This is a genomic window from Streptomyces sp. NPDC014623, from assembly GCF_043088245.1.
Classification (GTDB): Bacteria; Actinomycetota; Actinomycetes; order Streptomycetales; family Streptomycetaceae; genus Streptomyces.
This window is the reverse complement of the sequence record NZ_JBIBZU010000032.1, coordinates 23,583-48,931: the sequence shown is the minus strand read 5'-3', so window position 1 is coordinate 48,931 and position 25,349 is coordinate 23,583. Positions and strand designations below refer to the sequence as shown.

General features: G+C 68.9%; 22 protein-coding genes and 8 pseudogenes. 16 read left to right on the top strand and 14 right to left on the bottom strand.

Translation table 11 applies throughout. From position 1 onward, the window contains the following. From ACF1FZ_RS33000 to ACF1FZ_RS32990, 3 genes and pseudogenes are all read right to left on the bottom strand, one after another. Nucleotides 1-287, bottom strand: a pseudogene (locus ACF1FZ_RS33000) (IS3 family transposase); the annotation flags it as partial. A gap of 203 nt (nt 288-490) precedes the next feature. Further along, nucleotides 491-730 (bottom strand): annotated as a pseudogene (locus ACF1FZ_RS32995) (IS3 family transposase); the annotation flags it as partial. Nucleotides 731-785: 55 nt separating this feature from the next. Continuing rightward, on the bottom strand, nt 786-1,088 hold the full coding sequence (locus ACF1FZ_RS32990) for a transposase (protein WP_391777059.1): 303 nt from the start codon (nt 1,086-1,088) through the stop codon (nt 786-788). 67 nt (nt 1,089-1,155) lie between these two features. Between ACF1FZ_RS32990 and ACF1FZ_RS32985 the strand changes: the two are divergent. Next, nucleotides 1,156-1,521: pseudogene (locus ACF1FZ_RS32985) on the top strand (Tn3 family transposase); the annotation flags it as partial. Between the two features lie 42 nt (nt 1,522-1,563). Here ACF1FZ_RS32985 and ACF1FZ_RS32980 read toward each other — a convergent pair. Beyond that, complete coding sequence (locus tag ACF1FZ_RS32980) at nt 1,564-2,772, bottom strand: MFS transporter (protein WP_391777058.1); 1,209 nt, start codon at nt 2,770-2,772, stop codon at nt 1,564-1,566. A 59-nt stretch (nt 2,773-2,831) separates the two neighbouring features. On the opposite strand from ACF1FZ_RS32980, the gene ACF1FZ_RS32975 reads away from it, so the two are divergent. Beyond that, complete coding sequence (locus ACF1FZ_RS32975) at nt 2,832-3,830, top strand: ArsR/SmtB family transcription factor (RefSeq protein ID WP_391777057.1); 999 nt, start codon at nt 2,832-2,834, stop codon at nt 3,828-3,830. 370 nt (nt 3,831-4,200) lie between these two features. On the opposite strand, the gene uppS is transcribed toward ACF1FZ_RS32975, so the two are convergent. The 4 genes from uppS to ACF1FZ_RS32955 form a co-directional block, all read right to left on the bottom strand. Beyond that, nucleotides 4,201-6,048 carry a polyprenyl diphosphate synthase gene (gene uppS / locus ACF1FZ_RS32970; protein WP_391777056.1) on the bottom strand — a complete coding sequence of 616 codons (1,848 nt, stop codon included), beginning with the start codon at nt 6,046-6,048 and terminating at the stop codon, nt 4,201-4,203. 17 nt (nt 6,049-6,065) lie between these two features. Next, the gene (locus tag ACF1FZ_RS32965) at nt 6,066-6,935 is read right to left on the bottom strand and encodes an ABC transporter permease (RefSeq protein WP_391777055.1); all 870 of its coding nucleotides are present in this window, start codon (nt 6,933-6,935) and stop codon (nt 6,066-6,068) included. Continuing rightward, nucleotides 6,932-7,540 (bottom strand): ABC transporter ATP-binding protein, encoded by a 609-nt coding sequence (locus ACF1FZ_RS32960; protein ID WP_391777054.1) that lies wholly within the window; start codon nt 7,538-7,540, stop codon nt 6,932-6,934. The genes ACF1FZ_RS32965 and ACF1FZ_RS32960 overlap by 4 nt, the downstream gene beginning before the upstream one ends. 229 nt (nt 7,541-7,769) lie before the next feature. Then, nucleotides 7,770-8,627 (bottom strand): hypothetical protein, encoded by an 858-nt coding sequence (locus tag ACF1FZ_RS32955; RefSeq protein WP_391777053.1) that lies wholly within the window; start codon nt 8,625-8,627, stop codon nt 7,770-7,772. Nucleotides 8,628-8,763: 136 nt separating this feature from the next. On the opposite strand from ACF1FZ_RS32955, the gene ACF1FZ_RS32950 reads away from it, so the two are divergent. Then, complete coding sequence (locus tag ACF1FZ_RS32950) at nt 8,764-9,297, top strand: AAA family ATPase (protein ID WP_391777062.1); 534 nt, start codon at nt 8,764-8,766, stop codon at nt 9,295-9,297. A 108-nt stretch (nt 9,298-9,405) separates the two neighbouring features. Here ACF1FZ_RS32950 and ACF1FZ_RS32945 read toward each other — a convergent pair whose 3' ends face one another. Further along, a complete protein-coding gene (locus tag ACF1FZ_RS32945) occupies nt 9,406-9,753 on the bottom strand; it encodes a hypothetical protein (RefSeq protein WP_391777061.1) in 348 nt (115 codons plus the stop codon). Between the two features lie 302 nt (nt 9,754-10,055). Between ACF1FZ_RS32945 and ACF1FZ_RS32940 the strand changes: the two genes are divergently transcribed. From ACF1FZ_RS32940 to ACF1FZ_RS32920, 5 genes and pseudogenes are all read left to right on the top strand, one after another. Beyond that, nucleotides 10,056-11,513: a PP2C family protein-serine/threonine phosphatase gene (locus ACF1FZ_RS32940; protein ID WP_391777052.1), complete on the top strand. Its 1,458-nt coding sequence runs from the start codon at nt 10,056-10,058 to the stop codon at nt 11,511-11,513. After that, nucleotides 11,510-11,878 carry an STAS domain-containing protein gene (locus tag ACF1FZ_RS32935; RefSeq protein ID WP_391777051.1) on the top strand — a complete coding sequence of 123 codons (369 nt, stop codon included), beginning with the start codon at nt 11,510-11,512 and terminating at the stop codon, nt 11,876-11,878. Before ACF1FZ_RS32940 ends, ACF1FZ_RS32935 begins: the two co-directional genes overlap by 4 nt. A gap of 194 nt (nt 11,879-12,072) precedes the next feature. Further along, a pseudogene (locus ACF1FZ_RS32930) lies at nt 12,073-12,947 on the top strand (transposase); the annotation flags it as partial. A gap of 45 nt (nt 12,948-12,992) precedes the next feature. Next, nucleotides 12,993-13,310 carry a hypothetical protein gene (locus ACF1FZ_RS32925; RefSeq protein WP_391777050.1) on the top strand — a complete coding sequence of 106 codons (318 nt, stop codon included), beginning with the start codon at nt 12,993-12,995 and terminating at the stop codon, nt 13,308-13,310. A gap of 255 nt (nt 13,311-13,565) precedes the next feature. Next, nucleotides 13,566-13,958, top strand: a complete 393-nt coding sequence (locus tag ACF1FZ_RS32920; protein ID WP_391777049.1) for a hypothetical protein — start codon at nt 13,566-13,568, stop codon at nt 13,956-13,958. Here ACF1FZ_RS32920 and ACF1FZ_RS32915 read toward each other — a convergent pair. Continuing rightward, complete coding sequence (locus tag ACF1FZ_RS32915) at nt 13,909-14,349, bottom strand: hypothetical protein (RefSeq protein ID WP_391777048.1); 441 nt, start codon at nt 14,347-14,349, stop codon at nt 13,909-13,911. The two genes, ACF1FZ_RS32920 and ACF1FZ_RS32915, sit on opposite strands and share 50 nt — an antisense overlap. Before the next feature lie 65 nt (nt 14,350-14,414). Further along, nucleotides 14,415-15,137: pseudogene (locus ACF1FZ_RS32910) on the bottom strand (IS6 family transposase). Nucleotides 15,138-15,498: 361 nt separating this feature from the next. Here ACF1FZ_RS32910 and ACF1FZ_RS32905 point away from each other — a divergent pair. Continuing rightward, complete coding sequence (locus ACF1FZ_RS32905; RefSeq protein ID WP_391777047.1) at nt 15,499-16,653, top strand: PucR family transcriptional regulator; 1,155 nt, start codon at nt 15,499-15,501, stop codon at nt 16,651-16,653. A gap of 325 nt (nt 16,654-16,978) precedes the next feature. On the opposite strand, the pseudogene ACF1FZ_RS32900 reads toward ACF1FZ_RS32905, so the two are convergent. Together ACF1FZ_RS32900 and ACF1FZ_RS32895 are read right to left on the bottom strand one after the other, a co-directional pair. Further along, a pseudogene (locus tag ACF1FZ_RS32900) lies at nt 16,979-18,313 on the bottom strand (ISAzo13 family transposase); the annotation flags it as partial. Between the two features lie 149 nt (nt 18,314-18,462). After that, on the bottom strand, nt 18,463-18,840 hold the full coding sequence (locus ACF1FZ_RS32895; RefSeq protein ID WP_391777046.1) for a hypothetical protein: 378 nt from the start codon (nt 18,838-18,840) through the stop codon (nt 18,463-18,465). 188 nt (nt 18,841-19,028) lie between these two features. Between ACF1FZ_RS32895 and ACF1FZ_RS32890 the strand changes: the two genes are divergently transcribed. The 3 genes and pseudogenes from ACF1FZ_RS32890 (at nt 19,029) to ACF1FZ_RS32880 (ending at nt 21,203) form a co-directional block, all read left to right on the top strand. Further along, entirely contained in the window at nt 19,029-19,397 is a 369-nt protein-coding gene (locus ACF1FZ_RS32890; RefSeq protein ID WP_391777045.1) for a helix-turn-helix domain-containing protein, read from the top strand. Between the two features lie 185 nt (nt 19,398-19,582). Beyond that, nucleotides 19,583-20,323 (top strand): annotated as a pseudogene (locus ACF1FZ_RS32885) (helix-turn-helix domain-containing protein); the annotation flags it as partial. A 71-nt stretch (nt 20,324-20,394) separates the two neighbouring features. Further along, nucleotides 20,395-21,203, top strand: a protein-coding gene (locus tag ACF1FZ_RS32880) for an IS5 family transposase (RefSeq protein WP_391777044.1) whose coding sequence is annotated in 2 segments (ribosomal slippage) — nt 20,395-20,743 and nt 20,743-21,203 — 810 coding nt in all. Because the reading frame shifts where the segments join, the coding sequence is not laid out codon by codon here. A gap of 177 nt (nt 21,204-21,380) precedes the next feature. Here the strand turns inward: ACF1FZ_RS32880 and ACF1FZ_RS32875 are convergent. Further along, complete coding sequence (locus ACF1FZ_RS32875; RefSeq protein WP_391777043.1) at nt 21,381-22,064, bottom strand: maleylpyruvate isomerase family mycothiol-dependent enzyme; 684 nt, start codon at nt 22,062-22,064, stop codon at nt 21,381-21,383. Between the two features lie 222 nt (nt 22,065-22,286). Between ACF1FZ_RS32875 and ACF1FZ_RS32870 the strand changes: the two are divergent. The 4 genes and pseudogenes from ACF1FZ_RS32870 to ACF1FZ_RS32855 form a co-directional block, all read left to right on the top strand. Continuing rightward, nucleotides 22,287-22,793 (top strand): annotated as a pseudogene (locus tag ACF1FZ_RS32870) (GNAT family N-acetyltransferase); the annotation flags it as partial. 111 nt (nt 22,794-22,904) lie between these two features. Then, entirely contained in the window at nt 22,905-23,471 is a 567-nt protein-coding gene (locus ACF1FZ_RS32865; protein WP_391777042.1) for a M15 family metallopeptidase, read from the top strand. A 160-nt stretch (nt 23,472-23,631) separates the two neighbouring features. Continuing rightward, the gene (locus tag ACF1FZ_RS32860; RefSeq protein ID WP_391777041.1) at nt 23,632-24,570 is read left to right on the top strand and encodes a MerR family transcriptional regulator; all 939 of its coding nucleotides are present in this window, start codon (nt 23,632-23,634) and stop codon (nt 24,568-24,570) included. Between the two features lie 74 nt (nt 24,571-24,644). Continuing rightward, nucleotides 24,645-25,241 (top strand): GNAT family N-acetyltransferase, encoded by a 597-nt coding sequence (locus ACF1FZ_RS32855; protein WP_391777040.1) that lies wholly within the window; start codon nt 24,645-24,647, stop codon nt 25,239-25,241. Nucleotides 25,242-25,349: the final 108 nt, after the last annotated feature.

Sequence of the window (25,349 nt, the reverse complement as noted above, 5' to 3'; positions counted from 1 at the left end):
TGGGTGAAGATCGCCGCTCGGGCGGTGGCCCGGTCTGGCCAGACACGGATGCCGATCTCTTCCTTGAGGACGGCGAAGAAGCTCTCAGCTGCGGCTTTGTCGTAGCAAGATCCGGTCTGGCCCATGCTCTGGCGCAGGCCCAAGGACCGTATGTGGCAACGGAGTTCTTCCGAGGTGTATTCGCTGCCGCGGTCCGGGTGGGTGGCGCAGCCGACCTGGAGGTCGTTCCGGCCCGTGGCCATGGTGAGCGCGTCGACGACCGGTGAGGCCCGGTGATGGTCGGCCATTGCGTAGCCGACGACCTCTCGGGTGGCCAGGTCCAGCCAGGTCGCCAGGTCGCCAGGTAGAGCCAGCCTTGCTCGGCGGGGATGAAGGTGATGTCGCCGACCAGCTTCACTTTGGGCACCGGTGCGGTGAAGTCGCGGCCGGTCAGGTCCGGGGCTGGCACCGCCCGTTTCGCGGGCCTGGTGAGAGTGCGGCGTCTGCGGCGCGTGACGCCGGCGATGCCGCGCCCGCGCATGATGCGCTCCACCCGCTTGCGGTTGACCTGGCGTCCGAGGCGGGCCAGCTCGGCGTGGATGTGCGGGACGCCGTAGGTGTGCTTGGAGGCAACGTGCAGCACGGTGATCTCGTGGGCCGCGCGGCGTCGGCCTCCTGGCGGCGTCGGCGGGCGGCCTCGCCCTCGGCCCAGGCGTAGAAGGAGGACCGGGCTACCTTCAGCAGCCGGCACAGGAAAGCGACACCGAAGGTGGTCTTCTCCGCCACGCCGAACCGGGAGACATCGGTCATCGATCGCTCTCCTTCGCGAAGAAGACCGCCGCTTTTCGCAGCACCTCGATGGTCCTGGCCTGCTCGGCGTTCTGCTTGCGCAGCCGCTTGAGCTCGTCACGCTCGGCCGAGGTCAGCTCACCGGGCCGGCCCTGGGCGCGGTCGGCCTTCGCCTGCTTCACCCAGCCCCGCAAACCCTCAGCACTCACTCCGAGGTCACGGGCGACCTCGGTGACCGTCATGTCAGAGGCCGGCGCCAACCCGACGGCATCACGCTTGAACTCCTCTGTGTACCGCTTGCTGCGGTTGCTCTTGCTCAACCTGAACTACTTCCCCTGGGACCCATCCGTCCCAGTGTCCACGTGTCCAGATCAACGGGGGAGCTTCACCGCGATGCTCCCCGCGGTGAAGCGCCACTTGGAGGCCAAGGCGATCGACGAGGCGCTGGACCTGTTCTCGGTGTTGATGGCCACCCGGCTGATCAGGACGGTGAAGCGCGCGACGGACAAGGAACGGCTCTCGACGCTGCCGCAGTTGGAGAAGGCGTCACGGACCGGGGCTCGGGCGGCGAAGGTGCTGATCGAGGAGCTGGAACTGGTCGAACAGCACGGCGCCGGCCTGGACGCCGCCGCTTCGTGGCGGGCGGTGGAGGAGGTTGCGCCCCGGGCGGTGGTGATGAGCGCGACGACGCTGGTGGCCTCACTGGTGCCGGAGGACGAGGACTCGGCGGCCGTCGCGATGCGGGCGGCACTGCCACCCGGTACGGATCCGACATCGGCCGCTCCTCATGCGCTGCTACGCCCCCGGCGACGCCAGCACGCGCCAGAGCCCCAATACGGCCAGCAGGGACGCCGCGCCCGCCGCGCTGACGACCAGGCCGGGCGGTGACACCTCGCCCAACGCCCCGCCGCCGGCTGCGAACAGCCCCTGCAACGTCATGGTCCCGGTCAGCGCCAGCCCGAAGGCCTGGCCTCGGTTCGCCTCCGGCACTGCCTTCAGGAAACGCCGGGCCAGCCCCAGCTGGTACGCGACCCCGAACCCAGACACGGCGAGCAACAGCGCCGCGGTGACCGGCCCGGGCGAGAGCACAAACCCGAGCAGCGGCGCGCCGAGAAGCAATGCTAGCGGCCCGGCCAGCCGTTCCCTTCGTTCCGGGGTGACCAGTCGGCCGATCACGAGGTCGCCGGTGAGCATGCCGAGCGCCACGGCGGTGAACAGCAGCCCGACCGAGTCAGGCATGCCGATCTGGACGGCGTACGGGACGAGCACACCCTCGGCGCCGACGATGAGCGCGGGCGGCAGCCACTGAGCGAGCAGCAGCGAACGGATCGCCGGCTTGCGCAGCAGTTCGCGATTGACGCGCCAGGTCTCGCGTACCGCGTACCCTGCGGCCGTGCCGCGGCGCGGCCGCTCGGCCATCCGCAGGCGCAGCAGCACGGCGGACAGCAGGCAGCTCGCCACGGTGGTCCAGAGCGCGCCGTGCGGGCCGAGCGCCGCGATCAGCATCCCGCCCGCGGCGAAGCCGAGCACCTGCGTGCCGCCGGCGGCCATGGAGAACACGGCCCGGCCGAGCACGTACCGGTCGCCGTCGAGCAGTTCGGGCAGCAGCGTGCTGCGCGCCGCGGAGGCCACCGCGCTGGGGATGCCGGTGACGAACACCAGCACCAGCATCGCGGTAGGGGAGAGCAGCCCGGCGGCGAGCACAGCGGCGACCGCGGCGCGGACCAGGTCGTAGCCGACCATCACGGCCCGCGGCGGCCACCGGTCGGCGTACGCCAGCAGCAGCGTGCCGCCGAGGGCGTAGGGCAGGAAACCGGCGACGTAGGCCAGCGCGGCCAGCAGGGGCGAGCCGGTGCCGGCATAGACGGTCACCGAGAGCGCGAGCATCTTCACCGTCTCGCCGCCGAGGAAGAGCGTGTAACCGGTGAACAGCACGCGGAATTGGCGTACCGCGAACACCTCGCGGTAGGTGGCCCGCGCCGGTGTGGCCTGGGGTGTCGTCATGTGGGGCAGTCTCGGGGCGGTGCAGGCGGAGGCGTTAAGCTTTCGCGTGGAGGCGAAAGATGCTTGCCATCGAAGTCGGGCCGGCCGACGTGGCGCACACCCGCTACGCGATCTCGCCGCTGGGTGAAGCAATGAACGCGCTGCGGGTCGCGGCGGGCAAGCAGCCGGCCGGGCCGCTGCGGCCCTGGGCGGAGCGCATCGCGCCGCGGTACGCGCGGCTGCTCTGCGAGACGCCCGCGGTTGAGGCGCTGACAGCACTGTTCCGCCACGGCGACTACAACGCCGACTTCATCCATCCGCCACCTTCGAGCCCCAGCGACGACTTCCACGTCGAACTCGCCGCCGTGCGGGCGACCCCGCTGCACCAGGTTCGCGCGGAGATCGCCCGCAACCTGGTCGGGCTGCGTACGCTGCCGCGCCACGTCCAGCAGATCCTGGCCGCCCCGGACGTGCTCACCCGGCTTTCAGACGCGATCGAGGCGACCTGGCACGCGTTGGTCGAGCCCGACTGGCTGCGGCTGCGTACGGTGCTGGAACGCGATCTGGTGCACCGCGCCGGGCATCTCGCCATGTACGGCTGGGCCGCAGCGCTGTCCGACCTGGATCCGCGGGTGGGCTGGCGCTCCGAAGGGACCGACGGTGTGATCGAGGTGCGCACCGGCCCCCGGGACGAGTGGGAGCGGCACCGGTTGGACGGCAAGGGACTGCTGCTGATGCCGACCGTCTTCGGCACCCTCATCAGCTACGTCGAGCCGCCCTGGCCGTACGCCCTGGTATATCCGGCGCGTGGCGTCGCGAACCTGCTCGGGCAGCCGCCCCCGCAGGGCGGTGCGGCGGCGCTGGCGCGGCTGGTCGGCCCGCACCGCGCGCAGGTGCTGCGGGCGCTCGCGGTGCCGGCGACGACCACGCAGTTGGTCCGCCAGCTGGGTCTCAGTCTGGGCGCCGTCGGCGACCACCTGGCCGTGCTACGCGAATCCGGCCTGGTCACGCGGACGCGGACTGGCCGATCCGTGCGCTACGAGCGCACCCCTCTGGGCGGGACTCTGGCCGGCGACTGAGCGTAGCCACCGGTGGCGGGCTGGATCCCAGCCCGTGCGCGCTGATGCGAAACAAGTCGAGAGGCAGGCGCCGGATTCGCCAGCGATGCAAGAACGTCGCCAACGGCGATACCGACTCGAGGTTCCTGAAGTCCTGTCAACTCGACTATCTGCAAGCTGGCACGGCAAACCCTCTGTGCGGCCTTACGAGCCCGCCTGTCTCGCGAACGAGACTTCCGTAAAAGCCAGGTCGCTTGAGAACCCCGGGCCTCCGCGGTCATAAACGACCTGGCATCCTGGCTCGTCAGCGGCCCACCATCTGACAGCCGCAGTGCGACAGGGCAAGTGATTGCGCCGCTCTGACCAACTACTGGGGGGCCAGCTCCGACAGTCACATCGGACGTGGCGGAGTGGCTGGTGGTGTTCGGGGAGAAACGAGAGGGACGGCGCCGTGGCGGCGTTGGCGTCGGCTGTATTCGGTGATGGCCTGCCACAGGTCACGCCGGTCGACGTCGGGCCAGTAGCCGGGGGTGAAGTGCAGTTCCGCGTAGGTGGCTTGCCAGGGCAGGAAGTTGGAGGTGCGCTGTTCGTTGCCGGTGCGCCACAGCAGGTCGACGTCTGGCATGTCGGGGTGAGGCAGGTGGCGGGCGAAGTCGTCCTCGCCGATGAGGTGGGGGTCGATGTCGCCTGCGCGGGCTGCCTGGGCGAGGGCTGCAGCGGTCCGGGTGATCTCATCGCGGCCGCCGTAGTTGATACACACGGTCAGGGTCAGTCCGGTGCGGGTGTGAGTGCGGCGCTCCTCACGCCGGAGAGCCTGGACGAGCTCCTGGGGCAGTTTGTCGGGGTGGCCCAACCAGCGCTGGCGTACGTCGAGGTCGCGGAGGGGGCCGTCGTCGAGGTCACGTCGGATCGCTTCCAGGATGGTGGTGATTTCCCCGGTGTCGCGTTTCCAGTTCTCGGTGGAGAACGCATACAGGGTCAGGTGGCGCAAGCCGATCTCCAGGGCGCCGTAGACCATCTCGTGGACCGCGGCGGTGCCGGCGCGGTGCCCTTCCGGGCGGGGCAGACCGTGCTGCTGGGCCCAGCGGCCGTTGCCGTCCATGATGACCGCCACGTGCGCTGGCATCTGGTCGGCGATGATCTGCGGGGGCAGGGCGCCGCCTGCGTGCGGTGGTGGGGGCTGGAGGGCGGTGTCTGCTTCGGCTGCCCGGCTCGGATCGCTCGTGGTCACCGCGGGCCGTCGCGGCCCGGGGACGGTCAGGGGCGTCAGGCTCCACGCCAGGCCCGAGCGGAGGCGGGCAGGGGCGAGGATGCGAGTGCGGGCAACGAGGGAGGGGCGCGGGGCGCGCTTGAGCAGAGTGGGGCCGGCCCCGTCGACGGCATCGAGCTGGGCGCGCATCAGGCAGGCGGCCGTGTTGAGCACGGTGGCGGCGCCCGGGTGCATGCCTGCGGTCATCGCGGGCCGGGTCAGCCACTGGCGGGCCAGAGCCGTCAACTCCCGGATCAAAGCCGCTGTGGCCGGGCTCCAGCGCCCCTGCCGCAGGTCGTCTTCCGCGCCGGGGTAGGCGTCCAGGGCCTCCTGAGGCAGGAGCAGGAGTCCTTGGGTGAGGTCGGCGCCCAGGTCGGTGAGGATGTCGGTGAGCTGGGCGCCGTCAATGAACCGCTTGTAGTCCTGTTGCCGGTCCAGCCTGAGCGTCATCGGAGCTCCGGCCTGTTCGAACAGGTGCCGTACCTGGTCGACCCAGGGCACCAGCGCCTCGCACCAGGCACGCCACTCGGCCCAGTCGGCGAAGCGCCGGTCACGGACGTCGTCGAGTGTGCTGGTGACGGCGCCTTGCAGGCTTGACAGGTCCAGACGCCATCGCAGGGCGGTGTCCACCAGGGCGTGGCGGACCGGATCTGTGCTGGTGCCAACCGTCAGGTCGCGTTGCAGGGCTTGGGTCCACGCTTCGACGCGGGCCGCACGTTCGGCTTGCTCCGCATCTCGCTGGTCGGCCAGGTCATCCAGGACGCTCGCTGCCGCCCACAGCGCCCAGGAGGGTGGGCGCAGCACGGTGGGCATCAGCTGGATGAGGGCGTAGATCCCGGGATCGTGCACGCGTGTGGTGCGCCGGCACAGCCGGTACGCGGCCCGCAGGGACGGGTCTTCACCGGTTGGCGGGCGGCGGGCGGGCCGCCCTCGCTGTGCGAGCAGGGTGGCATCGGGGTCTGTCGTGGTGGGCTTCGTAGTGGCACGCATGTCGGGGAACCGGGACCTCAGTGTGCTTCCTTGTCAGACGCCGCAGCCGATGACGTGGCAGCTCGGCGCGGCGCGGGAAGGCCGGCCTTGCTGCTTTCCGGCCCGGGCGGCCAGGTGGGGGCGGTCGACGGCAGGCAGTTGCGGGTGCTGCGACGGAAGCCCAGCAGGGCGAGAAGGGCGGCACCGGCGAACCAGGTGAGCTGGATGGCCAGATGCCCGGGGACCGGGCTGGTGGAGAATCCGGCCGCTGTGCTGGCCTGCATGGCCCCATACGAGGGCAGGTAGCGCACGACCGGGTTGTCGGCCCCGGAACTCATGATGGGGTTCTGCAGCGCCAGGTCGATGATGCTGGTCATCACGATGGCGAACATCCCCTCGACTTCCCGGCGCAGCAGCGACCCGAAGCCGACGCCGAGGGCGCCGTAGGTCAGTCCGGCGCAGAACAGGGCGGCGGCGAGCAGGAAGGGCTGGCGGGGTGTCCAGGCCAGGCAGGTGATGGCGGTGGCGTATACGGCGACCGCCGCCGAGACCAGAGCCAGGGCGGTGACCTTGGCCAGGACCAGGTGGGCACGGGGGTAGCCGGCCATGGCCAGTCGGCGGTCGAAGCCGCTGCCGGAGAACGTGGCGGCGAACATCATGAAGCCGGTGATCAGGGTGACGGCGTTGAGGGCACCGCTGATCGAGGTCAGTTCGTTGCCGTGCGGGGCCAGCGCCTCCCCGGTGGCGCGTAGCCGCATCCGGGCCGGGGTCTCGGGCATCGCCAGGTACGCCAGGGTCGTCCACACCGGGACGAACAGGATCACCAGGATCATGGCGAACCGGTTGCGGCCGTGCTCGAGGAGCGTGAACCGGGTGGCGACCGCGAAGCGGGTCAGGTGGAACCTCATGCAGCGGCCCCTGCCTGGTCCGCACGCAGCGTCCCGCTGTCCAGGCGCCACAGCTCGTCCAGGCGTTCGGTGTCGTACGCCAGGTGGGAGACGACCAGGACCGAGCGTCCCGCATCACGCAGCCGCGCGGCCAAGTCCCAGAACCGCTGGTAGGTGTCCCAGTCGAAGCCCTGATACGGCTCGTCCAACAGCAACACCTGCGGATCGTGCATGAGCGCCAGCGTCACGTTCAGCTTCTGCCGGGTGCCGCCGCTGAGCACCCCGGCCCGCTCACCGGCGTATCCGGTAAAGCCCAGGATCTCCATGACCTCCTCGGCATAGCGCACATCGGCCAGGCGGTAAGCCGTCTGGAAGAACGTCAGGTGCTGCCGGACGGTCAGCGCGTCATTGAGGACCACATGCTGCGGGCAGTAACCGAACCGGCCGCTGTGACGGACCGTGCCGCGCGTGGGCCGCAACTCGCCGGAGAGGACCTTCAGCAGGGTGGACTTGCCGGCGCCGTTCTCCCCGACGATCCCGCACAGTGTCCCGGCCTGTAGCCGAAGGTCAACACCCTGCAAGACCGCGCGCCGCCGGTAGGCGTGGTGCACATCCTTAACCTCCACGCCCGTCTTCCCCCCGTAGGCCTGGGACCGTGTCCGAATGGCCTAACGATCCCGAGGTGGAACAGACACGAGCCCCCTGTCACCGGTGTGGCCGTCTGGCCGCAGACCGTGCCCAGCTCACTCCGACGTCACGCGTGGATGGCGGTTGGAACCGCACCGTGCCCCGTAACTAGCACCTCCGTGGCCTTTGTGACCGCCGTGTTCCGGTCAAGTGTCCGGCCCGGCTGGTTCAGTCCGTTCGGAACGGCTTCAAGGACGGCCAGTCGGTGAGGAGGCGTGGTTCTTGGAGGCGGCCCTTGCCGGAGCGGTCGCCCGCAGTGTGGACGAGCAGGTACTGGTCGCCGGAGAAGACCCAGAAGCGATGGCCGTCACCGGGAACGGGCAGGACCGCGTCGATCCTGTTCGTGGAGCGGTCCAGGTCGCCGAACGTCTTGCTCCACTGCGCGATCGGGGCAGGCCCGCTCACCCGCCGCGCCGACGCCGGGTCCGCACCCGCCTCGACGACCATGTACTCACTGCCGGAGAAGACCCAGAACCTGCCCCGCACACCCGGAACCGGCATCACCGCATCCACACGCGAGCCTGCATGGGCACCGGTGGACGTCTGCCCGGGCTGGTTGGGCGAACCAGAGCCGGAGTCGTCTCCGGCGACGTATGCGGTCACGCCCGCTCCGGCAAGGAGAACCACCACGGCGATAGCCCCCGTGATCGCCGTGTGGCGCCGGTTCGCGCATGCGGGCGGCACCGGCTGCCGCAGTGTCGCCTGCACCGTTCGGGCAGCGCCGTCGACGATCGATCGCAGCGCGTCCGCGAGCTGTGCGCCGGACGGGCGCTTGGCCGGGTCCTTGTCCAGCAACTGCTCGATGACGTCGCCCGGCGGGCCCCGGACGTGGACGGAGGGCAGTTCGGAGGCGACGGCGAACGAGGTGGCCGTGAGGTCCCCGCGGGCGAAGGGAGTCTGACCGGAGGCGAGAAAGCACAGGGTGACGCCGAGGGAGAACAAATCGCTGGCCGGTCCGGCGGGTTGATCGCGCAGGCGTTCCGGGGCTATGTACTCGGCCGATCCGACCACGCCCCCCGTGCCCATGAGTGCCGTGTGCCCGGACAGGGCGGCGACGTGAGGTCGGCTGCGTGGCCGGGGATAGAGGTGCGTGGAGCCGAGGCGGGACCGTGCTTTGCAGGCCCCATCATGTTCGGTGGCCGCCGATAGGGTCGTGCGGATGATGGTGGGCACCGCAGAGACCCGGCTCGTTGTTCTGCGCGGGAACAGTGCCTCGGGCAAGTCCTCGGTCGCGGCGGGGATCCGGGAGCGCTTCGGTCGCGGCCTCGCCCTGGTCGGCCAGGACAACCTCCGCAGGGTCGTCCTGCGCGAACACGACCGCCCCGGCGGCGCGAACATCGGCCTCATCGACACCGTTGCCCGCTACAGCCTCGATGCCGGGTATCACGTCGTCCTCGAAGGCATCCTGTACGCCGACCACTACGGACGGATGCTCCAGCAGCTGCGCGCCGACCACCGCGGACACACCCACTGCTACTACCTGGACGTCCCCTTCACCGAGACCCTGGCCAGGCACGCGACCAAACCCATCGCAAACGGGGTCGACGAGAGCCAGCTGCGCGAGTGGTACCGGCCGCTCGATCTCCTGCCCGGCACCATCGAGACCGTCATCGCCGCCGGCAGCGTCCTGACGGACACCGTCGACCGCATCATGCACGACACCGGCCTCGCCCTGCTTCCCGCACGGGAACACTGACCGGAGCCGGGCGGCTGTGACTGAGCGGCGTAGTTGGCCTGTCTGGCCAACTAACGAGTTGGTGCGTGATAGCGGGTGGGGTGTGCTGGTTCGTTTGAGGACCGTTGCTCAGGCTTGGGCGGTGCGGTCGGAGCCGGGGTTGGTGATGGTGTGGTAGGTGTCGGGCGGGCGGTCGCGGCGGTGGGTCCAGCGCGTCAGTTGTCTCCAGCGTTTGTGATCAGCGAGGGCGTGTTGGACGGTGATGCGGTCGGATGAGTGGTCGTGGCGGTCGCGTTCCCACTGTTCGATTCTGCCGGGCAGTGCTCCCGGCCGCTTCCTGGTCCCGCCTCGTGCAGCATGACGGCGACCCTCAGGACCGGCCTGCCACGGCACCGCCAACTCCTCAATCAGACGCGCAAGATGACGCCGAAAGATTCCCGTGAACAGCCGATGCGCCAGCACCGACCGATTAACCATGATCGCCACAACCGGAACATGCCACCTGCCAGGCACGACACCCCACCCGCTATCACGCACCAACTCGTAAGGGCTTTCCTGCACTTCCTGGCGGATCAGCGCGTGGCGTCAGATGCGGTGCATCGCAAGGCGGGGAGGCGCCCGCGTACTGGATGTATCCGGGTGTTTCGACAACGTGGCGAGGTGCCGTCAGGCTCGCTGTCGGATCGGGATGCTGGGGCGTTCGGTAGGGTTCTGGGGTGCTGGCTGTCCGGTCGGTGCCTTCCTGGGGGGATGACGAGACGAGGACCATGCCGGAACAAGTGAGCCCGCCCCTGATAGCACCGAACGATCCCCTGGTCGCAGTGGTCGAGGCGGCGCGGATGGCGGCGGTGCGCCGTTACGACATTCTCGACACCCCTCCGGACGGCGCCTATGACCGGGTCGCGGCGCTGGCCGCGCGCCTGTTCGAGGTGCCGGTGGCGACGGTGACGATCGTGGACGAGGACCGGATCTGGTTCAAGGCCACGCACGGGCTGGAAGGCGTCACCGAGATCGGCCGCGATCCGGGATTGTGCGCGTCGGCGGTGCTGACCGATGACACCACCGTCATCCCTGACACGTTGCTGGATCCGGTCGCCTGCTCCAATCCGCTGGTCGCCGGCCCGATGGGGGTGCGATTCTACGCCGCCGCTCCGATCATCACCGCCGACGGGTACCGGCTGGGCACGGTCAACATCCTCGACACCCGCCCCCGCGAGATCAGTCAGGCCGATTCCTCCACACTCGAGGACTTGGCGGCAATGGTGCGTGACCAGCTGGAGCTGCGGCTGTCGGCACTGCACGCGGTGCGCGCCGAGCAGGAGCGCCGCAAGGTCGAGCAGGAAAAACGCCAGGCCGAGGAAGAGGCCCGGCAGCGCGCGGAGCGGGACAAGGCGGCCATCGCTGCGTTCGCCTCCACCCTGCAGCGCACCCTGGTGCCTCCCGTGTTGCCCGCGGTACCCGGGCTGGAGCTGGCCTGCCACTACAAGACCGCCTCCCCGCAGGAAGTGGGCGGCGATTTCTACGACGTCTTCCCCATCGGCGGAGGCCGGTGGGCGTTCTTCCTGGGCGATGTGTGCGGTAAGGGCGCCGAAGCCGCCTCGGTCACCTCACTGACCCGCTACACGCTGCGGGCCGCGGCCCTGGTCGACGCGGACCCGACGGCCGCGCTGAATGCCCTGAACACGGCGCTGCTGCTGGACGCGGCGGTCGGCACCCGCTTCTGCACCGCCATCTTCGGCCTGCTCGATCCCGCCCGGGGCGGCGGTTTCACGGTCACGCTGGCCACCGGTGGTCACCCGCCCGCCTACCACCTGAGCCCTGCCGAGGAAGGCGGTGTGCGGGTGGAGGCGGTCCGCGCCAAGGGCGGCATGCTGGTCGGCGCATTCGCCGAAGCCGCCTTCGCCTCACGCACCCTGCACCTGGCGCCCGGCCAGGGCTTGCTGCTCTACACCGACGGGCTGACCGAGGCCCGCACCGCCGATGGCCACATGCTCGCCGACACGGGCCTGACCGACTTCCTCGCCCGGCGGCCGGCGCCGGTCAGGGCCGGCCGCCTGATCGACGAAACCGTCGCGCTCCTGGACACCCTCCCCGACACCGAACGCGACGACGTGGCCCTGCTGGCTCTGTCCGTCCCCACCCCTGATGCCGCTCCCGCGGGCATCACCACCACCGTTCACAGCGCCGCCGCCCCGACCGCCGACGCCTCCGTCGGGCAGGAGAACCGACGCCCATGACCGACGCATTCCACATCGACGTCCCGCACACCGACGGCACCCTGGCGGTGATCGCACTGTCCGGTGAATTCGACATCACCACCGCACCCGCCGTGCGGGCCCGCGCCCTGGACCTCATCGCGGCCGGCCACCCCGACCTGGTCGCCGATCTGACGGGCGTCGCCTTCTGCGACTCCTCCGGCCTGGGCGCCCTCGTCGGTATCTGGCGCTGCGCCAAGGACGCCGACGGCTCCCTGACCCTGGCGGCCATCCCCGACCGGCTGGGCCGCCTGCTCAGCGTCACCGGGATGGACACCTTCCTGCCCGCCCACCCCAGCACCGAGGCCGCGCTCGCCGCACGCCGGGGCAACCGCGCCACCGCCTGAGCACAGCCCGCAGTTGCGGCGGGCATAGCTAAGCGCGCGTTGCGACCGATGTACTGGTCGCGACGCGCGCTCGTCGCTCCGTCGATGGCGCTACACATCGGCGAGCGGCGTGCAGCGCACCGGATGCCGCCTTCGACTGCGAGCGTGTCCGTGGGACTCGTCGTAGGAGTCGCTGCTGCCGGACTTGGCCAGCCCGCATCGCCCGCCTCCTGAGTGATCTGCCGGTCGAGGCGCTGGGCCGACTGCGCTCCGACCGGATCATGCGCAAGCCGGTCCCGGTGCCGTGGATCTGCCCGCCTCAGGGCGGACGCCCGCCCAAACACGGCGGTGAGTTCGTCTTCGGCCGACCTGAGACCTGGGGCGAGGCCACCGCAGTGACCGTCACCAACACCGACCGTTACGGGACGGCGACCGCACAGGCATGGGACCGTCTCCATCCCTGGCTGACCCGCCGCGCCGCCTGGCTCGACCACGAGGGCCCGCTGCCGGTCATCGAGGGCACCGTGATCCGGCTGACGGTCGAGAAACTGCCCAGCGGCGGGGTCAACAAGCCTGTCTGGCTGTGGTGGCCGGGCACCGACGCCGTTCCGGACGACGTCGACCGGTGCTGGCAGGCGTTCCTCCGCCGCTTCGACGTGGAGCACACCTTCCGACTGCTCAAACAGCCCCTCGGCTGGAGCCGGCCCAAGCTACGGAACTCGCAGGCCGCCGACCGCTGGACCTGTCTCGTCCTGGCCGCACACGCCCAACTCCGCCTCGCCCGTCCCCTCGCACGGGACCTGCGCCGGCCATGGGAACAGCCGGCGGAACCGAACAGACTCACCCCCCGCCCTGGTCCACCGCGGGTTCAGGAACCTGCACGCGAAGACGGGCACGCCAGCCGGTGCACCAAAACCCACCCGCCTCGGCCCCGGCCGCCCTCCTGGCTCGAAAAATCAGAGGCCAGCCATCCGCTACGACGTCGGACGCCCCCTTGCCACCGGCGAGTCCTACACCCGACCCACACCACAAGAAGGGGACGAAGCCCCAACGGACGGTCGATGATGGCCGTGATCACGGCCCTGAATAGGCTGAGCGGGTTGCAGACGCAGCCGGATCTGCAGGGGGCCTACTCATGGAGCACAGCTCTGAGCGGGAGAACGGCGAAGGCTCGGCTTCTCAGTACACCCGGGACATGCAGGCAGAGCGCCGTTCTGTGCGTGGGGCACTGCGCTCAGATCTGCCCGCCTCCCACATGGGCTTGGGTGTGACGGTCATCGTCTTGATCGTGGTCGCCAGCTTCTCCGGCCCTCGACGGACCTTGATCGTTGCTGGGGCTTTCACGGCCTGGTTCCTTCTTGCGCTGGCCGTGATTCACATCGGCAGCGGCCGTGGCTGGGATGCCGTCCACAGGGCCTACATCGCCACGTTCGGCTGGGGAAACTGGATCTGAAGACCCTTCGCTGCCCGCCTCTCCGTCGAAGCCAGACGATAAACGGCAAGGTCAGACCCGGACCGCCATATCTGAGCGCTACCACCACGGGTTGCGTCAAGTCCAGGACAGCTCGCCACCTAGCCCCACCGCCCGGTGTTCCAGCGCCTCCACCTGGACAGTGGTCGTAGCCGACCCGGCTCCCGCCTCGGATACCGTGTTCCTCTACGGGGTGCCATAACGGATGTGACGCCCCCCACCGGAGGTAGTCGGCGTATGAGTTCAAAGCGCAGCAAGAATCCAGCCCTGCCCGTACTTGACGACGCATTCCGGCTCGCGTCGGTCAAGGACGCCGAAGAGTCCACCCGTGACTTGGCCGCGCGGCTGGCCACCACCGAGCTGCGCCGCGTTTCCCACCCGGGCCGGATCACCTGGGAGCCCACCGATCAGGCCGAGCCCGTACCGGTCCCGCCGACTGTGGTCGACGGTGACGGGGACCTGTGGCTGCGGGACCGGGGCACTGGCACCTGGACCATGCCCGAGTTCAACCCGAAGGAGTTCCCGGCCCGCTGTGGCGAGGTTCTGACGTGGAACCAGCTTGCCCGCGAGTTCGGCCCCCTTACCGCGCTGGCCGACGACCGCCGCATCGGCGGCGGCCGGCGTCGCTGACCGCGCAGCCTCCTGGGATGGCTGAGCCCCTGAAGCGCCCGTTACGGGTAGCTGGGAGCTCCAGCTCACCGCCGAGCTCCACGATGGCGTCGAGCAGGTGAGCGTGGCGGTGGCATGCGACGGCATCGAGCAGCGTGGTGCGGGCCTGGCGCCACCCGATGTCCTCGGTGCGGCCGGCGTCGGTGGACCAGCCGGGTAGCGGTCGGCCTTCAGTTGCCGTGGTGAGCGCGCGGCCCGGCTCGCCGATCGATTGCTGCCAGTCGGCCGACTGCCCGAGCAGGCCGCGCACCAGCTCGTCGACGGCGGTCGCCGGGCCGACGCCGAAGGTTCGCGCTTCGGTGGCGGCCTCGGCGAGGACGCCTTCGTCCAGGTCCTCGAGGGGCGTTGTCACGTTGTTGGGTGTGGGCTGCCTGACGGTGCGTCGGGGCAGGGTGGGCTTGCGAGCCGGGCCTGTGGTCAGGCTGTGGTGGGCCGGTCGGTAGCGCCGGTGATCTGCTTCCAGATGGCGAAGCGGACGGCCCTCTCGGCGCGGTGTCGGGTGCCGGGCATCAGATGGCGGCGGGGCCGGAAGTGGGGTGAGATACCGTTGAACGCGGACAGGAACCGCTGGGCCCCGCCCATGGAGCGGAAGCCCTTCATTGCCCGTTCACGCTGCCGGGTCGGCTGGTGGCTGTTCTCGGCCCGGTTGTTCAGGTACTTCGACTGGCGGTGCTCGACGCAGGGCGTGACCTCGCGGTGGGCCGAGCCTTAGGAGCGGAGCTTGCCGGTGGCGACCACCCGCGGCACCGCACCCGTCCTCTTCTTCAGGAGGCGGCGCAAGAAGCGCCCGGCCGCGGGCTTGTCCCACCGGTTCTGCACCAGGATGTCCAGGACGTTGCCGTCCTGGTCGACGGCCCGCCATAGGTACCGCAACCGCCCGTCGATCTTGATGAAGACCTCGTCCAGGTGCCATTTGTCCCCGGGCCGGGGCTGCCGGCGGCGCAGCGCGTTGGCGTAGGCCTGCCCGAATTCGGCGCACCAGCGGCGCACCGTCTCGTAGGAGACGGTCACGCCGCGCTCGAGCATGACCTCCTCGACCTCGCGGAAGCTGAGCGGGAAGCGGTGGTACAGCCGCACGCAGTGGGAGATGACCTCGACCGGGTACCGGTGCCCCTTGTATGACAGCGACACGCTCCCCACGGACGACCCCTCCCCACGGACGACCCCTCCCAGCCTGATCAACCAGAAGATCATCCCACCGGTCAGCCAACGTGACAGGGCCGCCCTGACCACACCCGACCGGCCGGGGCGGCCGGGCCGGAGCCGTCGTCCCCTATGCGGGCTACGACGAGAACCGTCGTCCCCTATGCGGGCTACACGGAACTGTCCACTGCGCGGTGAAGATCTCGGCCCGCCGATCCCATAGCTTTCGAAGCGTCCCCAAGCAGCGGAACAGATGACCCGTTCGACGGCCGATGTCGTGACGCCACCGTCACGGTCGGCCGCATCGTCCGTTGGGACCGGACCATTCATGCGACACCGAGGGAAAAGAGGGCGGAACATGTCCGAATCGCTCAAGGCCCAGCTCGCTCTGGTGGCCGGGAAGCTGCTGCTGCAGGCCGAGGATTTGGTGACCGCGCAGTTGGAGGTGACCGCCGCGATCAGCTCGTATCGCGTGGTCCCCCCGTCGGAGGTTCGGCCGTCCGTGCACCGCAATGTCGTCCGTGTGATCGCCGCCCTTCAAGGCGAGGAGCACCTTAGTGACGATGTGGCGGAGGACGAGCGGGAGACTGGGCGGCGCCGGGCACTGCAGAATATCCCCGTCGCCGACGTCCTGGCCGCCTACCGCCGCGGCATCTCAGTACTGCGTGACGAGTTCCTCCGGAACGCCCGGGGCCAGGGCATCTCCACCGGTGCCATGCTGCTCGGCGTCCAACGGATCTGGCAGCTCGGCGACCACTACAGCGACGAGTTCCTCGCCGGTCACCGGGAAGCCGAGCTGGACCTCACCCGTCGTGAGGAGCAGCAGCGGATGACCCTGCTCGCCCATCTGCTGGAGGGCACGATGACGACCGATCAAATGGTCGCGGCGGGAGTCGGGTTCGGGCTCGCCGCAGACCATCAGTACTGGGTGCTGCGGGCCCGGTCCGCGAGTACCGGCCCGTTCGCGCTCACCGGCATACTGGAACGGGCGGCCGGTCCGCAGAACACGGTCTTGGTCAGCACCTACGGCGGTGATGCCGCAGCGGTGCTGTCCCGCCCCGTCACTCGCGAGCTGCCCGACGACGTCACGGTCGGGCTGGCCGGCCCGACCGGCCTGTCGCAGTTGAATGACGGTTTCGCCGAGGCCACGCAACTGCTCGAGGCAGCCACCCGGTTCGGCCACCGCGGAATCGTGGACCGCTGGCGCATGGCGCTGCGACTGCCCGTGGTGAACGATTCGGGGCTGGGGAAGTACCTCCACGCCCGTTACATCGAACCGGTGGAGGCAGAAAGCGCCATCGGCGAGACCTTACTCACCAGCGTCGAAGCCTATCTGTCCCGGCGGCGGTCGATCCCCGAGACCGCCGCCGCGCTGTCCATCCACGTCAATACGCTGCGCTACCGTTTGGACCGCTTCGCCGCTCTGACCGAAGCAGACCTCCAGGACACAGAGACCACGTTCGAGATCTGGTGGGCCCTCCAACACCGCAACTTGTGTGGATCTCCCATGTGACACGGTGGATATCCAGGAGGAACTCGGTCGTCGAACGCTGTGTCCAGACCTGCCGACACGAACTGCTCGACCGCGACCCGATCCGGAACCAGTGACACGAGAAGGACTGCGATGTCGCCCTGATCCGGTCGGACGCCCGCCGAACGCAGCCCTACTGATCTTTTCGTAAGTTCGGTGGGTGTGGTGGCCGTGTGGGTGGGAGGCTGTCGGCGGCGGACAGCTTGTCCTTGGCCCCAGCGCCCCGGGCACGGATGCGTTCGCTTCCTCGCTGCCGGAGCCGTCCTTGCGCACGTAACTCGTCGATTTTCCCGGCCAGTTGGTTGATGAGTTCGTCCAGTGCCGGTTCGGACATGCTGGTCAGCTCCGGGTTGCGCAGACACCCGGTGCAGGGCTGTGGGGACGGGGCGCCGGCTGCCCGTGGGGCCGTGTCTGCGCTGGTGGCGTCGCGAGGTGTGGGGTGGAGGGGGTAGTTCCAGTCGCCGTGGAAACGGTGCCGGTGCAGGGGCAGGGCGTCGATATCGCTGTCGGTGACTTTGATGCCGGTGTCGTAGGTGCCCGGGTCGAGTTCGGCGTGGACGGTCAGCCCGGTGCGGGTAGTGGTCGCCGCGATGTTGTTCACGACGACGTCGTGACTGGTCAACGGCCGATCGCGCCAGTTCATGGAGATGTGGGAGAACAGCCGGTGCTCGATCTTGTTCCACTTCGAGGTGCCCGGCGGCATGTGGCAGGCCGTGATGTCCAAGCCCGTCTCGGCGGCCAGGGCGGCGAGTTCGGTCTTCCAGGCGCGGGTGCGGTAGCCGTTGGACCCGCCCGCGTCCGCGGTGATCAGCAGACGGGTGGCGGCCGGATAGTCGTGCCGGCCCCGGGCCTGCCACCAGCGACGGATGGAGGCGACAGCAAACGCGGCGGTATCGTGATCAGTGCCCACTGTGACCCAGCCGGTGTTCGCGGCGATGTCATAGATCCCGTAGGGGATCGCCTTGCCCGGTCCCTGCCGGTCCAGGAGGTCGTGCGTCTTGACCAGTACCGGCTTACCGGCAGGCCGCCACTGGTGGCCCGCGTTCTTGTAGCCGCCGATGAGTTCCTTCTTCTTCGCATCCACGCTGATCACCGGCTGCCCGGCGCCCATATGCCCTCTGGCCTGCTCGTTGATGTAGCGGAACTGGGCATCGCGGTCCGGGTGCCGTCTGCCTTCGAGGGTTTTGGCGCCGGCCTGCAAGCTGAAGCCTTTTTCCCGCAGCAGGTCACCGACCGTGTCCGCACTCACTTGGTGCCCCTGACCGCTGAGCACGGCCACCAGGCTCCTGGTCGATTTCACCGTCCAGCGCAGCGGCGACATCGGATCGTCCCTCTCGTCGGGTTCTACCAGTGCCAGCAGCGCAGTCCGCAGTCCCGGATCAAGATCCGCGGACCTTTTCCGGCCACCACCGGGCCTGCGCACCCTGCCCAGAGGTTCCTCGCCGGCCTCCAGCGCGTCCACGCCCTTGCGGACCGTCGTCTCGCTCACCCGGGCCGCCCGCGCGACCGCCCGGATACCGCCGTGACCCAGGGTCCGGGCCTCGGCCCTCATCATCAGCCGCCGCTGCCGCTCGTCAAGGTGCGGGAACAACACCTCTAACCTCACAGCGAGTTGACCGCGAACCTCGTCGGAGACGCTCATACCACAACAGCGAGCCGCATCACGGGAAGCAGCACTTTGATTCTCTGCGAGCCCTTAGCATTACAGTCATCGATGGTCACACAGAAGGCCTCATCGTGGTTGACAGTGCCTCGATGTCAAACACAATGAGGCCGCATACCGCAGATGACTCAGACGATTCGGAGCTTCTCTATCCTTACCCCGCCAGGGTGATTCGGCCAGGACATGGCGGTGTTCTTCCCGATCGGCTGAGCAGGCTGCCACCGCCCGTCTCCGAACCACTGGACACGATTGTTTCCGGTCCAGATCTGGTCGGCCCAGAAGGCCCGCGCATACTGGTCAAAAAGAACGATGTCGCCAGCGTTCGCGAAACAAATGATGAACTTGTTCCCAGTGGGATCAAGGCCGTAGTGGAAGGAGAGCTTTACGAACTCGCTGTTGTTGCACGGGACTTGACTGGCCGCCGATGCCGAGCCGCTGGTCGTCCAGGCCATCATCCCGACGGTGGCCACTGCGACCATTACGAGTTTTTTTAGCTTACTAATCATCTGAACCCTCCACAGCAGGAATGCTGATTTGCCGAAACCGATTCTGGCGACGTGCGCCAGCCAGAAAAATGTAGCAACCGCCCCGAGAAGTGAGCAACGTAAAACGGAACAACATCAGCGGACGCCGAATCGGAGATCCGTACAAATATCGATCCGGAACGTTTTGGGTTCGCGCTCGTTGATGGTGTGTGAGTGATCTGGTGGGGGATGCGCGGACCTGGTCGCCGGATGCGCAGGAGGCTGTGCGGTTGCTGGCGGTGTCCGCGCCGGTGGAGGGGCGGGACCGGGCAGAGGCCGCGGTCTTGTTCAAGGTGTCGGTCAGGGCCGTGGACACCTGGTGGACGAGGTGGCAGACCGGTGGCCGGGACGCGCTGCTGTCCCGTCCGCGCGGCCGCCGGGCGGACGAGCATCAGGTGCTGTCCGAGGCCGAGCAGGCCGCCATCCGGCCCTCGGGGACCGGTATCACGCTGACGGACGGTGACTGTCACGCTCTCTCGCGATGTCAGATCTTACGTGTCACGCTGCCCAGATTATGCCCCTGTGCCATCCAACCTTGACGGACGCGAGTTCGTGTCATCGAAGATTGATCGGGCTGGTCAGCATTTCGCGGCCGTAGCGGATGAGTATGTGAGGCTGGCTTCGTTGATGTCTAGTTCCGCATCAGAAAACGTTCGCCCTGTTGTGAGTGCGACGCGCCGTCCGGAGGATGCTCCGGACGGCGCGTGTGCGCCGAGCTGTGCGGGTGACAGAGCGAGTACGAGTCCGGGAGATCGACGATGACGAAGGGCAGCGGCTGCTGCGGATCGTCCGCAGGGGCACCGGGTCGGTGGTGACCTGGCGCCGAGCCCAGATGGTGCTGCTTTCCGCGCAGTGCATGCCTGTCGCAAAGATCGCCGGGGTGACGTTCACCAGCGCCGACCGGGTCCGCGACGTGATCCACAACTTCAACGCGGAAGGCTTCGAGTCGCTCTACCCGAAATACCGGGGCGGACGGCCGAGGACGTTCACGCTCTCTGAGCGTCGCGAGATCAAGAAGACTGCCAAGTCAAAATCGGCCGAGCACGGCCTGCCCTTCTCGACCTGGAGCCTGGCCAAGCTGGCCGACTTCCTGGTCGCCGAGGGGGTGGTCGACGACATCAGCCACGAGGGCCTGCACATCCTGCTCAGCGAGGAAGGCGTCTCCTTTCAACGCGTGAAGACTTGGAAGACCTCCCGCGACCCCGACTACGCCACGGAGAAGGCCCGCCTCGAGCATCTCTACGCCATCGCCAACGAAGAGGTCATATCCGAGGAAGGCGAGCCAGAAGTCGTTTTCTGCCTCGACGAGTTCGGCCCCCTCAACCTCCAGCCCCACCCCGGCAGGCAGTGGGCCGAACGCGGCGGCATACACAAGGACCCCCACCGCGATTTCCGGCCTCGCCGCCGGGCGACCTACACCCGCCCGCACGGGGTCCGCCACCTGTTTGCCGCCTACGACCTGGCTAACTGATCGTTTCAGAATGAATTGATCCGCAGGTCTTGCACTCGGTGATCTTGGTCGGCAGGGTGTCCGGCGTGCGTGCTGATCTTGTTCCTGATGACCTGTGGGAGCAGGTGGTCCCGTTGCTGCCGCCTGCTCCCGAACGGCGCCACCGGCATCCTGGGCGGCTTCGCGTTCCGGACCGGGCTGCACTCGCCGGCATCCTGTTCGTGTTGCGGACCGGTGTCGCGTGGCGTGATGTTCCCGCGGAGATGGTGGGCTGCTCGGGTGTGACGGCCTGGCGTCGGCTGCGGGACTGGACCGAGGCCGGTGTCTGGCCGCGCCTGCACGCCGTCCTGCTGACCGAACTGCGCCGCGCCGGTCTGCTGGACCTGGACGACTGCTCCGTGGATGGATCGCACGTCCGGGCCGTCAAAGGGGGGGTCACGTCGGTCCCTCGGCTGTCGACCGTGCCCGTCCCGGCTCCAAGCACCACCTGATCGTCGACCGTCACGGAACGCCGCTCGCCGTGACACTCACCGGCGGTAACCGGCACGACGTCACCCAGCTCCTGCCACTCCTGGACGCCGTTCCGCCGATCCGGGGTCTGCGCGGACGTCCCCGCCGCAGGCCCCGGAACCTGTATGCGGACCGGGGTTACGACTTCGACAAGTACCGTCGCCTGCTGTGGAAGCGCGGCATCAAGCCGCTGATCGCCCGGCGCGGCGTCATCCACGGTTCCGGACTGGGCAAGGTGCGCTGGGTGGTCGAGCGCGCCTTCGCCTGGCTGCACCAGTTCAAACGGCTCCGCACCCGCTACGAGCGACGCGCTGATCTCCATCAGGGTCTGTTCGAACTGGCCTGCAGCCTCATATGCCTGCGCCGCCTACGGACCTCATCCTGAGACGATCAGTTACGCCCCGTAGAGCGCCAGCCGAGGGTGAGCCTGCCCAAGTAGATCGACCGCGCCGCCCCGAGCACCGTCCGGGCCGCCCCGCTCGACCTGCCCGCCTGGTGCCACATGACCGGACACCACTACCTCGGTCGCGGTGTCCGACCTAGACGGGTTTGTGCGCGGAGATCAGCCCAGGGCGAGCCAGTGGATGCCGAGCCGTTCGACCTGTGCGGCCTCCGCCTCGGTCAGCGACCCCCGGCCGGTGGCCTTGCGCAGGAAGCGGGAACGGCTCCACTCCAGCTTGTCGGCCGCCGCGACGTGCTCCGCGCCCAGGAGCAGCTCTGCCACGGCGTCACCGGCCGCCGGGGTGAGCCAGGCTTCGCGTCCGAGTGCGTCGGCCAGGTCGAGGCCGTGGACGGCGACTTCCACGACGCGGGTGAGGACGAACTCCGACAGGAGCATGGCGTCGCCATGCCGTGTCCGCACGGTCCGACCGCCGGGTTGGTCCTGGCAGAGCCGGTCGACCCGCCGCCACGTCGCGGCGAAGTCCTCGGCGAAGGCGGCGCCGTCGGCCGGCCTCGCCGCACGGTCCTGGGCCAGGTCGATCCGCTTGGCGTTGGTCTGGGGTGAGAAGCGGTCGTCCGGGCGGTAGTACTCCACCGCGGAGATCTCCGCCTCACCGGGTTCCGGCGCGTCCAGCATGGCCGGAAGCCAGTCGATCACCACGCATACGTGCCCGAGCAGGTCGCGTACGGTCCAGGGAGTGCAGCGTGTCGGGAGGTTCCACTCGGCCTCGGACAGTCCGGCCACGGCGTCGCCGAGGGCTGCGCATTCCAGCTGAAACGCTTCGAGAACCTGGTCGTGACCCACGCCGTGTCGCCTTCCGTCCGTTCGTTGTCCCGCGCTCGCTTCACCGTCCCGCCGGTTCCGCTTCGAGCGCGCTTCTCAGATCATCGACACGCGTACCGAAGCGGTCCCGGTTGCAGACCGCAGGAGAAAGATCGCCGGGCAGCCGCCGGGCTTCTTCGTCGCTCGTTCTCACAGGGCGTGCGGTAGGTTCCCCGCCATGATCGAACCTGGCCGACGGCCCCGATACCGACCGACCGGCTCGTGCTCCGCGCGTCTGAGGCCCGGGACCGTGCGGCCTTCGTCAGGCTGTTCACCTCGCCCGAGGTGGGCACCTACATCGGCGGCGCCCGGCCGCGCGACGAACTCGAGCGCGCGATGCCCGAAGTGCCCGGCCGCCGCCCCGGCTGTTTCGTGGTCGAACTCGACGGAACGATGATCGGCATGATCACGCTCGATCCCCGCGGTACCGAGCGCCGGGGACACGTCCGCCCCGAGGCCGGGGAGGCCGAGCTCGGTTACCTGTTCCTGCCCGGGGCGTGGGGGCATGGTTACGCCTTCGAGGCGTGCGCGGCGGCACTCGACTGGTTCACCAGCACGTGTCCTGGCGAACCCATGGTGCTCTCCACCCAGAGCGCAAACGACCGGGCGACGCGCCTCGCGGCGAGACTGGGCTTCGCCGAGGTCGAGCGGTTCGAGGAGTACGGCGCCGAGCAGTGGTTCGGCGTGCGTCCCCCGGCCGCACCGGCCGGACGTGGGACGGCAGCCGTGAACGAGATCGTACTGATGTCGGATCCGAGGGTCGCCGCCGTGCCTGTGATCGAGTCCGGCGAACGCCTCGTGGACGTCCGCCCCGGCGGCTGATTGCTCGTCGACACCCACAAGCAGGACCCGGCGGACGCCTTCGCCCACCTGCGGGAAGGCGTTCTGGAACGGCTGCTCACGGCTCAGACGATGCTGCCGGCGGGCATCCGGCTGCTGTTCGTCGAGGGCTACCGGCCCCTCTCGCTCCAGCGGGAGTACTTCGAGGAGTACGCCGACCGGCTGCGCGCCGCCAACCCCGGCTGGTCCTCCGAGGAGATCCACTCGGCGGCGAGCAGGTACGTGTCACCCCCCGACATCGCGCCGCACAGTGCGGGCGCGGCCGTCGATTTCACCCTCGCCGACGCCGACGGACACGAGCTGGACCTGGGCACGCGCATGAACGCGGACCCGGAGGAGAGTGTCGGCGCCTGCTACACCCACGCCCCGAACATCAGCGAGGAGGCCCGCGCCAACCGGAAGCTGCTGGGCACCGTGCTCACGGCCGCGGGGCTGGTGAATTACCCCCCGGAATGGTGGCACTGGTCCTTCGGGGACCGCTACTGGGCCTTGCTCACGGGAAAGCCCGCGGCCTTCTACGGCCCCAGGGAACTCGGCTCGCCCAGCTGACCGACCAGACTCCTGTTCCGGCCCGGGCAGCGCACCGACGGCGAGCCGCCTGCTCTGGTCCGGCAAGAGGAATTGTCAAGACGTGTGGATGAGGAGTGGTTGCCTGCCGGCTGGCGAAGGGACTTGAGTCTCCTGTAGGGGGAGACACGAAGGTGGGGACATGAACGGCGACACGCTCTACTCGATCGGTGAACTCGCTCGACGGACCGATCTCACGGTCAAGACCATTCGGTTCTACTCCGATCGCGGAATCGTGGCGCCGACCGACCGCAGCCCGGCCGGCTACCGCCTCTACAGCATCGACGCCGTCGCACGCCTGGACCTCGTGCGAACCCTGCGCGAGCTGGGACTGGACCTTTCCACGATCCGCAAGGTCGTGGACCGTGAGCTCTCGCTTCCCGAGGTCGCCGCAGCGCACGCCGAAGCACTGACGGTGCAGATCCGCCTCCTGTGCCTGCGGCGCGCGGTGCTGACGGTGGTGGCCGAGCGCGGGTCCACACCTGAGGAGACGGAACTCATGCACCGGATGGCCCGGCTTTCCGAGAACGAACGCAGACGTCTGATCGGCGATTTCCTCGACGCCGTCTTCGGCGGTCTTGACGCCGCCCCCGCCTTCGCGGGCGTCATGCGCTCGATGACCCCCGACTTGGCCGACCACCCGAAGACAGAGCAAGTGATGGCGTGGGTGGAGCTGGCCGAAATGTCCCTGGACCCGGGTTTCCGCGCCGTCGTGCGGCGGATGGTCGAGGACCAGGCGGCGGAGGAGGCCCGAAACGAAGTGACGGTCCCGCGCCGCGACATCGCCGCAGCCGTCCGTGACCAGGCCGGCCCGGCCTTGGCTGCCGGCATCGACCCGGCCTCTCCCCAGGCTGATCCGATCGTCGCGGCCTTCACTGCGTACTACGCGCATCTCCTCGGCCGCCCCGACGACGTCGAGCTTCGCCGTCGGCTGACGACTCGGCTGGAGAGCGTGAACGATCCGCGCTGGGAGCGGTACCTCCAACTGCTCGCGGTGGTCAACGGCTGGCCAGCCCCGGAGAGTCTGGCTCCGGTGGTCGACTGGTCCGTCCAGGCTCTGCGCGCTCGGACAGGGCAATGACGGGGTGGTCACAAGGCGGCATGGGGCGGACGCGGCCCGCGTCGGGTGAAAACACCGCCGCATATGATCAGCTGATGAGTGCCCCAGTCGTACTTCAGGTCGCCGCGTCGCCGGTCTCTCCCGCACTCGTTCTTCACCCCTGGTGCATGGAGCACGTCGCCGCATTGGTTGAGGTGAGCCGGGATCCGGTACTGCGCCGCTGGGCGAGCTTTGTCATGGACAACGATGCCGACGGGACACGCTGGGTGCAGGCTCAGCAGCAGGGCTGGGCAGCAGGGGACCGGTTCGGCTTCGCCGTCCTTGAGGCACAACCCGGTTCAGTTCGCTACCAGTTGGTGGGCAACGTGGTCCTCAAGGAAGTCGCCTCCGGTAAACCGGCGGCCGAAGTGGGCTACTGGACCGCGGCGCACGCACGCGGGCGGGGAGTGGCCTCCCGCGCCCTGGAGGCACTCACCAACTGGGCCTTCGACACCTTCAAAGCCGACGGGCTGGAGCGTCTCAAACTCCTGCACCAGGTGGACAACCTGGCATCGTGCCGGGTTGCACAGAAGAGCCACTACGACTTCGACACCCTCCTACCCGCGGCACCGCCCTCCTTCCCCAGCGATGGCCACCTGCACATACGGGCACGCGAGCGCCTGAGATCCTCCCGGCTTCTGCGGACCGGCTGATGCTGCTCACGCCGAGACGGGTGCGGGGCGTTCGACGGGGTGGCCGCGTTCGAGCGACTCCTTCCATTCTGAAATGAGCAGTAAAAGAGCGTTTTATCCCGTCCGGGG

Excerpts from the sequence above, each read along its gene's own strand:
- ACF1FZ_RS32950 (WP_391777062.1), top strand. The coding sequence starts at position 8,764 with ATGGTGGGCACCGCAGAGACCCGGCTCGTTGTTCTGCGCGGGAACAGT.
- ACF1FZ_RS32965 (WP_391777055.1), bottom strand. The coding sequence starts at position 6,935 with ATGAGGTTCCACCTGACCCGCTTCGCGGTCGCCACCCGGTTCACGCTC.
- ACF1FZ_RS32945 (WP_391777061.1), bottom strand. The coding sequence starts at position 9,753 with ATGGTTAATCGGTCGGTGCTGGCGCATCGGCTGTTCACGGGAATCTTT.
- ACF1FZ_RS32860 (WP_391777041.1), top strand. The coding sequence starts at position 23,632 with ATGAACGGCGACACGCTCTACTCGATCGGTGAACTCGCTCGACGGACC.
- ACF1FZ_RS32980 (WP_391777058.1), bottom strand. The coding sequence starts at position 2,772 with ATGACGACACCCCAGGCCACACCGGCGCGGGCCACCTACCGCGAGGTG.
- ACF1FZ_RS32920 (WP_391777049.1), top strand. The coding sequence starts at position 13,566 with ATGAGTTCAAAGCGCAGCAAGAATCCAGCCCTGCCCGTACTTGACGAC.
- ACF1FZ_RS32905 (WP_391777047.1), top strand. The coding sequence starts at position 15,499 with ATGTCCGAATCGCTCAAGGCCCAGCTCGCTCTGGTGGCCGGGAAGCTG.
- uppS (WP_391777056.1), bottom strand. The coding sequence starts at position 6,048 with ATGCGTGCCACTACGAAGCCCACCACGACAGACCCCGATGCCACCCTG.
- ACF1FZ_RS32935 (WP_391777051.1), top strand. The coding sequence starts at position 11,510 with ATGACCGACGCATTCCACATCGACGTCCCGCACACCGACGGCACCCTG.
- ACF1FZ_RS32895 (WP_391777046.1), bottom strand. The coding sequence starts at position 18,840 with ATGATTAGTAAGCTAAAAAAACTCGTAATGGTCGCAGTGGCCACCGTC.
- ACF1FZ_RS32855 (WP_391777040.1), top strand. The coding sequence starts at position 24,645 with ATGAGTGCCCCAGTCGTACTTCAGGTCGCCGCGTCGCCGGTCTCTCCC.
- ACF1FZ_RS32925 (WP_391777050.1), top strand. The coding sequence starts at position 12,993 with ATGGAGCACAGCTCTGAGCGGGAGAACGGCGAAGGCTCGGCTTCTCAG.
- ACF1FZ_RS32955 (WP_391777053.1), bottom strand. The coding sequence starts at position 8,627 with ATGGGCACGGGGGGCGTGGTCGGATCGGCCGAGTACATAGCCCCGGAA.
- ACF1FZ_RS32975 (WP_391777057.1), top strand. The coding sequence starts at position 2,832 with ATGCTTGCCATCGAAGTCGGGCCGGCCGACGTGGCGCACACCCGCTAC.